Here is a 12,943-nt window from a genome sequence, read left to right on the forward strand (position 1 = left end):
AAGGCATAACAATGAAAAAACTGTTTCTTAGTGCATTATTGGGCTGCACAACTTTAGTCGCTACCCACGCGAATGCTAATTATTTTAAAGATAATTTTTCATGGGGATATGATAGCTCTGTTTGGACTGCACGTACTGGCAGTAATGGCACACCCTTTGGTTGCGCATTTAAAACTGATTTACTAAATCCTAGTGAGCATGGTTTAACGTTGTCATTAGCACAAGGCTCATGTTCAGAACTACAAAGCAACCATTTTTATGGGTACGGTAAAGTTCAGGGAAGATTAAAATCTGGCAACGTGGCGGGCACTGTTTCATCAATTTTTACCTATACATCGTGGTGGGATAGCCCTGGGAGAGCGTGGCAAGAAATTGATATTGAATTGCTTCCTTCGTTAGGTAATGTTGTTCATACAAATGTGATTTACCAACCGCAAGGTGGTCAATACCAAAGTTGGGAAAAGGATATTGACTTAAGTCAGTATGGGCTAGATTACCGAGAAAACTTGCTGACTATTGGCTTTGATTGGTCAAGCAATGCCATTCGCTGGTATTTATTCGATGCCAATGGCCATGAGCAAACGATCCGAACGGTGTATAAAGAAAACGGAGATGGTCATTTAGCAGAGAATGAAATTCCAGCTTACGCGTGGCCCATCGATAATAGCAAAATTATGATTAATCATTGGCATGGTGATAATTCTGTCGAAGCAAATTATTTCCCAGGTCAATATTATGGCGCTTCATCTTGGGTATATTACGATTTTATTGAATACATACCGCGTTGATTTTCTCTGTAATTAATTGTTCTTATAGGTTTTTGATGTCTAAATTTAAATTTTTAAAGTTACTGTTTTGCCCACTCTTTTTAACCGGCGTTGTTCATAGCCCATTGTCGTATGGTGTAGAAACGGGCAGTGTAAAATGGCCAAATGTTAATACGAAACTAAAACGCGACCCTGCAGTTGAAAAGCATATAGATAAACTGCTAGCCACGATGACAATTGAGCAAAAAGTAGCACAAATGGTTCAGCCAGAGATTGGCTATTTAACGGTTGAGCAAATGCGTAAATATGGCTTCGGTTCATATTTAAATGGTGGGAACACGGCCCCTTATGGCAATAAACGTGCATCAATGGACATGTGGTTAAAGTACGCTGATGAGATGTATCTCGCTTCAATGGACGCATCTGTCGATGGTATTGCTATTCCGACTATTTGGGGTACCGATGCCATGCATGGCCACAGTAATGTTTATGGCGCAACGTTGTTTCCACATAATATTGGACTTGGCGCAGCTAGAGATACTGATTTGATTAAGCGAATCGGTCAAGCGACAGCTAAAGAAGTTGCAGCAACAGGAATTGAATGGAGCTTTGCACCAACCGTTGCTGTAGTAAGGGATGACCGTTGGGGGAGAACGTATGAAAGTTATTCAGAAAATCCAGATTTAGTAAAAGAATATGCTGCAGAGATGGTGATTGGTATCCAAGGAGAAATCGGCAACGACTTTTTGAAAAAGACCAAGCGAATTGCAACAGCCAAACACTTTGTTGGTGACGGTGGTACAGAGCGCGGTATAGACCGTGGCAACACCATTATCGACGAGCAAGGATTAAAAGTGATTCATAGTCCGGGCTATTTTTCAGCCATTAATGAGGGTGTGCAATCGGTCATGGCCTCTTTTAATAGTTGGAATGGTCAACGCGTCCACGGTGATAAGTATTTATTAACCGAAGTACTGAAAAACCAAATGGGCTTTGATGGATTCGTTGTTAGCGACTGGAATGCGCATAAATTTGTTGAAGGCTGCGATCTTGAGCAATGTGCTGCTGCCATAAATGCGGGTGTTGATGTCATAATGGTGCCTGAACACTTTGAAGCTTTTTATCATAATACGGTTAAGCAAGTGAAAGAAGGTGTGATACCAGAGGCTAGAATAAATGATGCGGTTAGACGTTTTCTGAGAGCTAAAATTAGATGGGGAGTGTTTGCAAAAGGTAAACCTTCATTACGACCTGAGTCGCAACACCCTGAATGGTTAGGTGCTCAACCACATCGAGAGTTAGCTAGAGAGGCAGTGCGAAAATCTCTTGTACTACTTAAAAATAACAATAATGTACTGCCAATTAATGCTAAAAGTCGCGTTCTCGTTGCCGGAAACGGTGCTGACAATATTGCTAAGCAAGCTGGTGGATGGAGTGTCTCATGGCAGGGAACGGACAACACCAATGATGACTTCCCCAATGCAACCTCTATCTTTGCGGGTCTAAAATCACAAATTGAAAAGGCGGGTGGTGACGTTGAGTTTGCTGAATTTGGCGATTATTCTGTTAAGCCTGATGTCGCGATTGTCGTAATCGGTGAAGAACCTTATGCCGAATGGTTTGGTGACATTGAGTACCTAGAGTATCAATATGAAACCAAAAAAGATTTAGCATTATTGAAGACGCTTAAGGCAAAAGGTATTCCAGTTGTTACTGTATTTTTAACGGGTCGTCCACTTTGGGTAAATAAAGAGCTGAATGCATCAGATGCTTTTGTGGCTGCGTGGTTACCGGGGTCAGAAGGTGAAGGTATTGCTGATATTTTATTAACCAATGAAAAAGGCGCTATTCAGTATGATTTCACAGGGAAATTGAGTTTTTCTTGGCCAAAATATGACGACCAATATTCGTTAAATATTGGCGACGAAAATTACCAACCATTATTTGAGTATGGTTATGGTTTAACATACGATGATACGGTTAACTTACCTGTGTTAACCGAAAAAACGACACCGAGGAAAGTGGCAAGTACAGATTCGAAAGCGTTGTTTGTAAGAAGTTTATCTGACAACTTAGTGTGGACTCTTCAAGCTGGCCAAACTGATAAAGTCATTACCAAAAATTCATCGGCTACAAGTACTGATGGTATGAGTTTGTTGATGCAATCGGTGAATTTATCTTATCAAGAAGATGCGCGACAATTTATTTGGCGTTCTGGAACAGATAAAGCGACATTTGCTTTAGCGTATCAAAAACCAGAAAAAATGAGTGAGATGTATCAGTCAGGTTACTTAACACTGAAGATGCGAATTAATAAGTCACCCGGTGAACATACAGATTTACAGGTTATGTGTTCTCAGAAACAGTGTTTAAGGAAGGTTAGTTTTTCTTCATTTGATGCGATACTGAGTGATAAAAAATGGCATACCTTAGCAATACCGTTAAGCTGTAACGTTGAGGGTAATGAGTCGAAAGCGATAACTGAGGTTTTGAAAGTTGAAGCAAACGAAGCGAGTATCGCCTTCGCAGACATTGGTTTAACGATTAAACCTAACAGTGATGCTGTTGTGGTAAAATGCAGTAATTAAATTTGGAGCAAAGCAGTGGGGTTGATAGCCCGACTGCTTTGCTTTTTGGATAAATGATTTGAATACATCGAACCCTCGTAGCCAGTTATTTTGGTTATTTCAAATTTGCGGTTGGCTAGTTTACGCGATTCTGACCGAACTCATGATCAAAGTTCCCAGTAATGAACCATGGGCTATTCACATCCCTCATCTGATAATTGATACGTGCTTTGGCTTTTTAATTACTCTTTTTCTAAGAAAGGTTTTCACCTATCTTAGTTTACTCGAATTTAAGTTAAAAGTTGCATTGCATATCGTGGTCGTTATCTCTGCAACCTTAATTTGGACCCAAATAAAGTGGGTCACTTTACAATGGTTCTATGGTAACTTTTGGCTGCCAATGAGCTGGTTTGATTTTGGTACTTGGACATCCGCCTCATTGACAATGTTGTCGACATGGACTGCCTTTTATTATGGTATTAAGATTTATTTAGATAACTTAGAACAAACACAAAAAGCGGCTGAGGCAACACATTTAGCAAAAGAGTCCCAGCTAAAAATGCTTCGTTACCAGCTTAATCCTCATTTTATGTTTAATAGTATCAATGCGATTTGTACATTAATCCTAAAAAAGGAAAGCTTAGAAGCCGTTAAAATGCTTGAAAAGTTATGTGATTTATTGCGACACAGTTTGTATACCGACCCGCTTGAAAAAGTCACAATTAAAGAAGAAATCGCTATTCTTCGTACATATTTAGACATTGAGAAGTGTCGTTTTGCCGATAAACTATCTGTCAATATCTCAGTTGAAGAAGGGTGTAGTGAGCTACTTATTCCCTCTATGCTAATTCAGCCATTAGTTGAAAATGCACTCAAGCACGGTATGGCAGCTGATAAAACAATGGCTATAACAATCGTAATTGAAAAGAGTAAAAACACCCTAATAATAAAGGTTTCAGATACCGGCAAAGGCTTCACACATAATGAGAGTACTAAACGAGGAATAGGCTTGGCAAACTGCGAGCAACGTTTGAAATTAATTTATGGTAAAGCCCAGCGGATAGAAAAAGGCAATCATTCATCTGGTGGAGCTTGGGTATGTATGACATTGCCAATTAATGGTCTTATTAAATGATTCAGTTAAAAACGTTATTAGTTGACGACGAGTATAGTGCAATTGAAGGCCTACGTATTAGGTTAGAAGAATTTGCTGAGATTAACGTCATAGGCAGTGCAAGCGGTGTGGATGACGCAATTCAGTTTCTGAATGAACATGAAGTAGATTTAATTTTCTTAGATATTGAAATGCCATCAAAGTCTGGCTTTGAATTAATAAAACATTTTCAACCTGAAACCTGTCCTGCTGTTATTTTTGTCACTGCATTTCATCAACATGCAGTGCGGGCTTTTGAAGTCAGGGCAATTGATTACTTATTAAAACCAGTCAAACTCACTAGGCTAGCAGAGGCCATAGACAGAGTGGTTAATAATGTAAAGCTATACCAAAAAAGTGAATTAATAGAAGTACAACAAGAAATAGACAAAGCAGAAGAATCAACATTTGAAAAATCAGCGCAGTCAGATTATAAGTTTGACGATGAAAACTTGGTTATTAGAGATGCAAAAAGCCCAATTCAAATAATACCTTTTGCAGATATTCTATGGATTGATGCGGCGGGTGACTACATGTGTGTCCACACAGAAACGGAAACCTATGTAATGCGAGCCAGACTAAAAGAGCTTGAAAGCAATACCTTGCCAGAGGCATTCTTGAGAATTCATAAATCGACGATCATCAATCTAGAGTATGTAAAACAGCTTGATCCCTTGCGTAACTCTGAGTACATGGCAACACTACACAACGGAAAAACACTAAAAGTAAGCCGTACTTATAGTAAACATCTAAAGGGCTTATTTAAATAATGACGTGATAATAGTTGCTGACACTGCGTATATTGCGAGTGGCAGCAACGATGATTAATACTTATCACATTACTGTTTTGACCATACTGATTTTACAATATTAAAACCAATCACACCGAGAACAGCACCTGTAACTTTATCTATAAAATAAGACGCTTTAACAAATTTTTCCCTGACTCTTTGTTTGGATAGCATGTAAATAATGGCAACATCCCATATAAAAACAATCAGGGTCATCCACACACCTAAAATCACCTTAAAGGTAATGCTAACCTCAGGAGTAAGCGCGACCGTAAACAAGCTCAGATAAAATAAGAGGTTTTTTGGATTAAGAATGCCTGAGAGGAATCCAGTCGCAAACTCTTTACAAAAGCAGGTGAACGAAAACGCAACCGAGCTGTGAGCTGCGATAACAACATTATTGTAAGCGCTCTTAGGTGCTTTCAACGCGTGAAAAGCGATATACATTAAAAACAGCCCACCAATCACTTTAAGTGCGATCATTAAGCCAACAGACGTTGATAAAATTGCCCCAACACCAATCAAACATAACCCTATATAAACTGCATTTGCTATCGCAATTCCGAGGGCGACGCCAATAGCGTTCTTTTGGTTTCCTTTTAGAGCACTTTTCACTACCAGCACGAAATCTGGCCCTGGGCTGAGTAAAGCAAGGAAATGGGCTAGTGCCACAGAAATAAAAATACTCAGTAAACTTATATCCATATATACCTCTGTTAAAAATTATCTAGATTTAATTAGCGCTTACGGGCTTTGATTGAAAAAACCAATGGAACCTGTTGCCCGTTATGTAATAGTTGATAACCAGCGTGGGGAATATATTCTAGGCCATCAAAGCAATCATAAGGGCTGAAAGGGTATTCATCGTATGCTTCTATACTTAATCCCGCTTTTAGTAATGAGCTGATTACTTCACTTATTGAATGACTCCAACTGACTGTTTTGGATTTCGTGCCATCGCAGTTTTCGGTGTATGTTCCTTCCTCTTCAATATCAGGTGTTGATTTAGGAAAGTAACTGTAGCCATCAAAAAGTCCTTGAAAAGGATGAAATTCAATTAAGTAGAATTCACCACCAGCCTTCAAAGCATCGGCAATAACCTGTGCCCAGTTATCTAAATTTGGCAGCCAGCTAAGCACCCCATAAGACGTGAATACAATATCGTATTGTGTATCATTGAACTGACCGAACTGGTAAATATCACTTTCAATGAAATGCGCATTTAAAGCAAGAGAGTCTTTGAGTTTATTTGCCTGTTCGATAGCCGTTGATGATAAGTCAACGCCAGTTACATTAGCCCCCAATCTTGCCCAAGACAAAGTATCTTGGCCAAAGTGACATTGTAAATGCAGAAGTGACTTCCCTTTAACATCACCCAAAAGTGAAAGTTCTATGGGGTTTAGTGACGTTTGGCCTTCTATAAATGCGGGGAGATTGTAAAATTTTGATGCGATGTGCAATGGGGTCTTGTTGTTCCACGCCTCTTTATTAATTTTAATATAATCCATCATTATTCCGTTTAAATATATGCGAATATTTAGCGGGGCTCCCTCATAAGAGCAACGCTAAGCATAGAGTATAATAGCCTGTACTTTTTAATATAAGCCTTTAGTCACAGTGTGAACCCCGTTTTATAATATCAATTAAGCCAGTGTTGTTTTTGGGCATCGTCAGATAATATGACTGAGCGTATTCTGCAGCTAGCTCTGCGGGTGTGTCCATTGTAAGAATGACTCTTGCAGTTTTCCCTTTGAGGAGTTGAGTCGCGAGTAAGTTGCTATTTTAAAATTTAAAAGTTGAGCCAGGTAAAAATGCGCGTTCAAATAAGCCCAATGAAGAGATTTGCTAAATTCCTTTAAACATGGCGCAAGCGGTTGGTCATCATCATAACCACACACTAAATTTGGATCAAAATCCATTTCGGGTAGATTAAAAATACGAATGTTCGCGGACTTGCGTGCTGCCTGTGCATATTTATCAGTAATACTCGATGAAAAGCTGTTCTTTTTAGGATTGCCATTTACTAATATAATATTTTTCACAATTACCTCTCATGGGTAGAAAATAATTGTTATTTTAAAGTCTCCCCTGTGGTGGAGAGTCAATAGGCTTTCATTATAAAGAGTGTTTATTAGCAAATATTTATAATGTGAAATATTAATGTACTTGTATGGGGTCTTGGCAAAATTGCATTACGCGTAGCTGCGGTTATTTATTTTTTACCAACCAGTTAAAAGATTGTCGCAAAAAGTCTGTTGCGTCTTTCTTTATTATTTCACCATGCGCCATAATTAGCATATCTGCCTCCCAGGCAAATATCTTTCTAATATGTTTACTCGCTTGTGTTTTATTAAACATAAAGCTTAAGCGCCAGTCTATCGGCGTTTTTCCCTTTGGCGCTAAAATACCTGCGCCTTTAGCCAGCCATTTTTGCCAAAAGTTAAAATCGTTACCCGAAAAGTTTTCAACCAAATCGGTGACTATTAGGGTGTTAGATTGCTTATGAAAGAAGACACATTCCTCCATTAATGCTGAACCGGTGAATAATATCTGTGCAATGTCGTGTGACCAAGGGTATGACGTTTCATTATTTAATGATGCGTTGAATGAAATGTCATTGCGTTTCTTTATAAGCTCTTGCGTGCCATAAACTTTAGCGTCGCTGTATGCATCTATCCATTGTGGTAAAAACAAATGATGAAGGTGGTTAGGTGCAATTAAAAACGTTACTTTTCCTAAGCTATCTACTTGCTGCTGCAAAGCCTCTGTTAATTCGATAGGACTGTGTACCCACAACTCATTATTTGAAAGCTTGATTATGGTCATACGCGTAGAAAAGGGTAAGCCTAAAAACGTGACACTTTTGCCATTAAAGATCCAAAGGTTTTTTGCTAAATTTTCCATGTCATTCCTTATAGTTAGAAATCACTTATAAACAACGCAGGCAAGGGCCTGAAAGAGTAGGCTACAAAGCGAATTTATCTATTCAAAAACATACCAATTCAAAAACTAACCGATTAGTAAACGGATAAGCAGTTTGTTTAAAATGGTTTGATTTATTTCGTTATCGCGACCTTTTGTCCATCATACACTCTCTCGTTAAGGGGAGAGTCAAGAGGTGTTTGCTGATTGATTATACTGATACATGAATCTATTTTGGCAATTTTTGCTGCGGTTGCGTTTATTTGCTCTGTTAGACGTTCTTTTAGTATCACTAAAAACTCACTAATTTCTGACCAGTTAGCCTTTGAATCTTTAAATTTAATTAATCCCTTAAGTTCAGACAATGTGACGCCTAGGGTTTTAGCTTCAGAAATTAGCTTTAATATTTCAACGTGATCGTCTGTGTAGACACGGTACTTTCCTTGTCTTAGAGGTACTGGTATTAGACCTTTTTCTTCATAAAATCGGATTGTTTTGACAGTTAATTGTGTCTTCTTTGATACTTCACCAATAAACACCAACATCTCCTTTATCATATTTAGATATTAGTTGAATGTAACAAGTAGAAACGAAGACGTTGTCAACGCTCTACTTATTTATATTAGATAATACTCTCAAGGGGTTACCGTTAATTTGACCTTGGCGTTGAGTCTCGCATCATAAGATTGGGCGAAAAGATATGTTCTATATCGGCACGATTTTGTTTATAAATATCTCTTAAAACTAAATTAGCGGCCATTTTCCCCATTTGTTCAACGGGATTGTCAATCGTCGTGAGAGTAGGGTACAAATAACTTGTAAAATGAACATTATCGAAGCCAATAATTGCGAGATCTTTAGGAAGTTCAAAATTATGTTCTCGCGCACATTTCATCACGCCCGACGCCATTTCGTCATTAGCACACACGATGGCAGTAAATTGCTTTTTGTTTTCAAAAAAATGCTTTAAACCATTGTATCCGCCCGTTTCCTTAAAATCGCCAACGTACAGAGATTGCTCATCAAAATGGATATTGTATTCGTTGAGAGCCTTTTTATGCCCTGTCAGACGGTCCGCTGCATCTGGCTTAAACAAGGGCCCTGCTATGTAAGTTATATCGCGGTGCCCTAAGTCTAGTAGGTGCTTGGTTGCTAAATAGCCTCCCATGACATTATCAAGGCTGATGCAGTTTTCTTTCATTTGCTCAACATATCGGCTGATTAAGAAAATAGGGGTTTTTCCTTTATTTAGCTCAACTAAATAATCATCAGTAACAGCCTCAACATGGGCAATAATGGCGTCACAGTTTCGAGAGATCAAAAATTCTAAACCATTTTTTTCTTTGTCTTCTTCACTGTGCCCCGGCGTGATTATGACATGCTTACCTGCCGCTCTTAGTTGGGCTTCAATGGCAGACATCATTTCTCCAAAGAACGGACCGTCGAGCTCTGAGACTAACACGCCAACACTATTTGAACAGTTTGAAGCAAGAGAACGAGCAATAGAGTTAGGCTGATAGCCTAGCTGTTTCATTGCATCAAGCACTTTTTGTTTTGTTTTTTTACTTACATAGTCGTTTTCATTCAACACGCGAGAGACGGTTGAAAGAGAAACACCTGCAAGCTCAGAGACCTGATAAATAGTTGCCATAATGATAATTTAATAAATACCTTTGTAGATTAATTTACAGACTTGCACGTCTAATTGCCAAGTCTTCTGTAATTTTTTCTGTCATCTCAGTGGTTAATGGATATAAGAGCATGAGTGCGGCCGCTAAAAGTGCAAACGCTGCGGGTAACCAGCTCATAAGCAATTTCATACCTTCTAAAGATTGAGCGATTGTTGTTTCATCCATACCGTTATAGCCGTAGCCCGCGAGTACGACTAAAACAAGCGCACCGGCGAATCCACCGCCTGTCTTTTGCACAAATGTACCTGCAGAATAAATAAGGCCAGTAGCACGGCGGTTATTTTTCCACTCAGAATAATCAGCACTATCACCGAGCATCGAGAAAAACAGGGTAGGCATCATGGCTGCAAAGAATTCGGCACTACAACCAAGAGCAAAGATCAGCGGGATGTTGTCACTTGGTAGCCAGAAAAAGGCAATTGTAAACAGGGCGCTTAGAATTAATGAAAGAATAAATAAAGTGCGTTTTCCAAATATTTCAGCCAGCTTCCCCGTTAGTAAAGCCCCAAAGATAGAGACAACTAACAAGGCAATAAAATATTGTCCGGCCATCAGCTCATTACCCACATAATATTTAAAGTAATAGGCAATCACACCGTACTTTATGCCATTAAACATCATGGTTAAAAAGCCCATGCCTAATAATATAAGCCACGGTTTATTGGTTAATAAGTCCACCATATCCTGCTGAGAGCCACTGAGTTTACTGTGATCTTGAGACAGCAATTTACGAATGACAATTGTCATTAAGCCCATTGTTACTGCAAAGAAAAGGCCTGAATAAAGTTCACGATAATAAAAAAACAACGTAGTTGCTAATAATGGAAGCACTATAAAAGGTAAGCTCTTACTTAAATCTAATAACTCATATTTTAATGGGGTCTGTTTTTTTAAAGCGGGTTGAACGCGCTCTTTCGTACTGGCAAAGGTGATCAGCATGAGTATTGTGAGTAAAGCAGCGAATAAATACATAGTGTATTGATAACCTTGCGCACTGTTTCCTTGGCCAAAGTAAGCAACTAAATCCGGCAAAAAACCCATTACTAATAGTCCACCAGTGAATGCTCCAGCAAAACGGAATCCAGAGAGTTTTGCCCGCTCTAGGTCATCCCCTGTCATGACTCCCATTAAAGCTGAATAAGGGACATTACTTACTGTGTAAGCTAATGTGAGTCCGATATAAGTAAAGTAGGCGTATATTAGTTTTGCGACTGGGCTAATGTTGGGGGTGGTAAAGCACAGTACCATAAATAACGCTAAAAAAGGCGTCGACCACAAAATCCAAGGACGAAATTTTCCTAATCGCGTTTGCGTGCGGTCAGCTATCATTCCCATAATGATATCAGTGACACCATCGGATAAACGTACGACTAGAAAAAGGAGGGCAGCGGCAGACGCTGAAATACCAAATGTGTCAGTATAAAAAACGGCTAAGTAGGCTAATGCGCCACGCCACACTAAGTTGGCGCCCGCATCACCCATTGCGTAGCCTATTTTTTCATGTAAGGGCAGAGTGTTTTTTATCATTATTGGTATCTTTATTATTAGCGGTTTTTAATTAAGTGACTGTATGCGTTGCCACTGTCTTTAATAACACGTTGCTGGGTTACATAGTCGACATAAACAATACCGAAACGTTTTGAGTATCCTTCTGCCCATTCAAAATTATCCATTAAGCTCCATGCAAAATACCCCGAGACAGTAACACCTTGCTCCATTGCGTCGTTCACAGCGTTTAGATGGCTATTATAATAATCAATTCTATCTTGATCATGAACCTCTGAATTAATCATCTTGTCATCCATAGCTGCCCCATTTTCAGTAATAAAAACAGGAGGTAGCTGGTATTTTTCATGCAGCGATACTAATAATTCAGTGAGCGCTTTTGGGTATATCTCCCAGCCAATATCGGTCATTGGTGCTTGGTGAGGCATTTCTTCATAATAATCAGTTTCGCTCGCTTGATAGTGTAATCGCGTGTAAAAATTGACACCCAAAAAATCAAGTGGTTGAGCAATTGTTTCCATATCCCCTGGTAATATGTCAGGTTTATGAGCCTCAGGTAACTGCTCTATAATGTCAGGGTACGCTCCGGTCATTACCGGTTTCATGTACCATTGATTTATATAGTCATCAGCAAATGCTGTGGCAGCTAAATCGGCATCACTTTGAGTAACCGGGTAACAAGGGGTGAAGTTAAGTACAATTCCATTGAGCGCGTGTGGGCTATTTTTATTCAGAACCTTCATGGCTAATCCATGGGCAAGTAATAGGTGATGCGCTGCTTTTCGGCCAAATTCACGGCCTTTTATTCCAGGAGCATGAACACCAATTTCATAGCCTAAGTATGAACTACAGAAAGGTTCATTCAATGTCGCATATGAATAAACCTTATTACCAAATGCTTTACTTATTAAATCAACATAGCGTTCAAATTCAAAGGCGGTTTCTCGATTTAACCATCCCCCTTTGTCTTCCAAGTGTTGCGGTAAATCCCAATGGTAAAGCGTCACAAAGGCTTTTATATTACGACGTGCTAACTCATCTAGTATATCGGTATAAAACTTTACACCATCATGATTTAAAGTGCCGTCTAAGGTTATGACTCGTGGCCAAGAAATTGAGAGGCGATAAGCATCCACTCCCAAAGAGTCAATGAGAGCAATATCTTCACGCCATTTTATGACATGTTCACACGCACGTTCACCATTCGAATTATCGGCGATTTTCCCCGGGGTTGCGCAAAAAGTGTCCCAGATGCAGGGGAGGCGCTTATCCGCAGAACCTTCAATTTGAAACGAAGCCGTAGCGACGCCATAGATAAAGTCTTTGCTAAGCATAGGTGAGTTTTTTGGTAACGTGAGCTGAGTCATTTAAAGAAACCTTTGGTGAACAATTGCAAGTTAAATGGTGACTAATTCTTTTCTACTGAAAGCGCTTCCATGTTTTTTCAAAAAAACACGCAAAATATTGGGTGTATATGGTAGCGCTTCCATATTTAGGTTAGAGACTAATTTGGTTATGGTCAATAGTTTATTTTAATAACGGGTTT

The 12,943-nt window shown here is 39.2% G+C and carries 12 protein-coding genes; 4 read left to right on the forward strand and 8 right to left on the reverse strand.

Features of this window, described 5'->3' with window-relative positions; all coding sequences use genetic code 11:
- The first annotated feature begins 11 nt into the window (after positions 1-11).
- From BWD47_RS04550 to BWD47_RS04565, 4 genes are read left to right on the forward strand one after another with little or no spacing between them, the layout of a single operon-like run.
- Entirely contained in the window at positions 12-788 is a 777-nt protein-coding gene (locus BWD47_RS04550; protein WP_065978475.1) for a family 16 glycosylhydrolase, read from the forward strand.
- Between the two features lie 35 nt (positions 789-823).
- Positions 824-3,355 carry a glycoside hydrolase family 3 protein gene (locus tag BWD47_RS04555; RefSeq protein ID WP_075593512.1) on the forward strand — a complete coding sequence of 844 codons (2,532 nt, stop codon included), beginning with the start codon at positions 824-826 and terminating at the stop codon, positions 3,353-3,355.
- A gap of 58 nt (positions 3,356-3,413) precedes the next feature.
- Positions 3,414-4,469: a sensor histidine kinase gene (locus tag BWD47_RS04560; RefSeq protein ID WP_227006816.1), complete on the forward strand. Its 1,056-nt coding sequence runs from the start codon at positions 3,414-3,416 to the stop codon at positions 4,467-4,469.
- Positions 4,466-5,257: a LytTR family DNA-binding domain-containing protein gene (locus BWD47_RS04565; protein WP_075593513.1), complete on the forward strand. Its 792-nt coding sequence runs from the start codon at positions 4,466-4,468 to the stop codon at positions 5,255-5,257. The genes BWD47_RS04560 and BWD47_RS04565 overlap by 4 nt, the downstream gene beginning before the upstream one ends.
- 69 nt (positions 5,258-5,326) lie before the next feature.
- Here the strand turns inward: BWD47_RS04565 and BWD47_RS04570 are convergent, their stop codons facing one another.
- From BWD47_RS04570 to BWD47_RS04605, 8 genes are all read right to left on the reverse strand, one after another.
- Complete coding sequence (locus BWD47_RS04570; RefSeq protein ID WP_074989381.1) at positions 5,327-5,983, reverse strand: LysE family translocator; 657 nt, start codon at positions 5,981-5,983, stop codon at positions 5,327-5,329.
- A 32-nt stretch (positions 5,984-6,015) separates the two neighbouring features.
- Positions 6,016-6,786, reverse strand: coding sequence for a bifunctional 2-polyprenyl-6-hydroxyphenol methylase/3-demethylubiquinol 3-O-methyltransferase UbiG (locus BWD47_RS04575; protein ID WP_074989380.1), 771 nt, complete (start codon positions 6,784-6,786; stop codon positions 6,016-6,018).
- A gap of 192 nt (positions 6,787-6,978) precedes the next feature.
- A complete protein-coding gene (locus tag BWD47_RS04580; protein WP_075593514.1) occupies positions 6,979-7,320 on the reverse strand; it encodes an NAD(P)H-dependent oxidoreductase in 342 nt (113 codons plus the stop codon).
- Between the two features lie 166 nt (positions 7,321-7,486).
- Positions 7,487-8,182, reverse strand: coding sequence for a DUF4336 domain-containing protein (locus BWD47_RS04585; protein WP_075593515.1), 696 nt, complete (start codon positions 8,180-8,182; stop codon positions 7,487-7,489).
- Positions 8,183-8,334: 152 nt separating this feature from the next.
- On the reverse strand, positions 8,335-8,739 hold the full coding sequence (locus tag BWD47_RS04590) for a MerR family transcriptional regulator (protein WP_065978471.1): 405 nt from the start codon (positions 8,737-8,739) through the stop codon (positions 8,335-8,337).
- Between the two features lie 110 nt (positions 8,740-8,849).
- Positions 8,850-9,851, reverse strand: coding sequence for a LacI family DNA-binding transcriptional regulator (locus BWD47_RS04595; protein WP_036968046.1), 1,002 nt, complete (start codon positions 9,849-9,851; stop codon positions 8,850-8,852).
- Positions 9,852-9,885: 34 nt separating this feature from the next.
- Entirely contained in the window at positions 9,886-11,418 is a 1,533-nt protein-coding gene (locus BWD47_RS04600) for an MFS transporter (protein WP_075593516.1), read from the reverse strand.
- A gap of 17 nt (positions 11,419-11,435) precedes the next feature.
- On the reverse strand, positions 11,436-12,764 hold the full coding sequence (locus BWD47_RS04605; RefSeq protein WP_074989377.1) for a GH1 family beta-glucosidase: 1,329 nt from the start codon (positions 12,762-12,764) through the stop codon (positions 11,436-11,438).
- Between the last annotated feature and the right edge of the window lie 179 nt (positions 12,765-12,943).

Origin of the sequence: Pseudoalteromonas sp. PAB 2.2 (genome assembly GCF_001938575.1) — a bacterium.
Classification (GTDB): Bacteria; Pseudomonadota; Gammaproteobacteria; order Enterobacterales; family Alteromonadaceae; genus Pseudoalteromonas; species Pseudoalteromonas lipolytica.

What these genes read in the sequence shown, in the direction of transcription:
- BWD47_RS04550 (WP_065978475.1), top strand. Translation starts at nt 12, where the DNA reads ATGAAAAAACTGTTTCTTAGTGCATTATTGGGCTGCACAACTTTAGTC.
- BWD47_RS04555 (WP_075593512.1), top strand. Translation starts at nt 824, where the DNA reads ATGTCTAAATTTAAATTTTTAAAGTTACTGTTTTGCCCACTCTTTTTA.
- BWD47_RS04565 (WP_075593513.1), top strand. Translation starts at nt 4,466, where the DNA reads ATGATTCAGTTAAAAACGTTATTAGTTGACGACGAGTATAGTGCAATT.
- BWD47_RS04570 (WP_074989381.1), bottom strand. Translation starts at nt 5,983, where the DNA reads ATGGATATAAGTTTACTGAGTATTTTTATTTCTGTGGCACTAGCCCAT.
- BWD47_RS04575 (WP_074989380.1), bottom strand. Translation starts at nt 6,786, where the DNA reads ATGGATTATATTAAAATTAATAAAGAGGCGTGGAACAACAAGACCCCA.
- BWD47_RS04585 (WP_075593515.1), bottom strand. Translation starts at nt 8,182, where the DNA reads ATGGAAAATTTAGCAAAAAACCTTTGGATCTTTAATGGCAAAAGTGTC.
- BWD47_RS04595 (WP_036968046.1), bottom strand. Translation starts at nt 9,851, where the DNA reads ATGGCAACTATTTATCAGGTCTCTGAGCTTGCAGGTGTTTCTCTTTCA.
- BWD47_RS04600 (WP_075593516.1), bottom strand. Translation starts at nt 11,418, where the DNA reads ATGATAAAAAACACTCTGCCCTTACATGAAAAAATAGGCTACGCAATG.
- BWD47_RS04605 (WP_074989377.1), bottom strand. Translation starts at nt 12,764, where the DNA reads ATGACTCAGCTCACGTTACCAAAAAACTCACCTATGCTTAGCAAAGAC.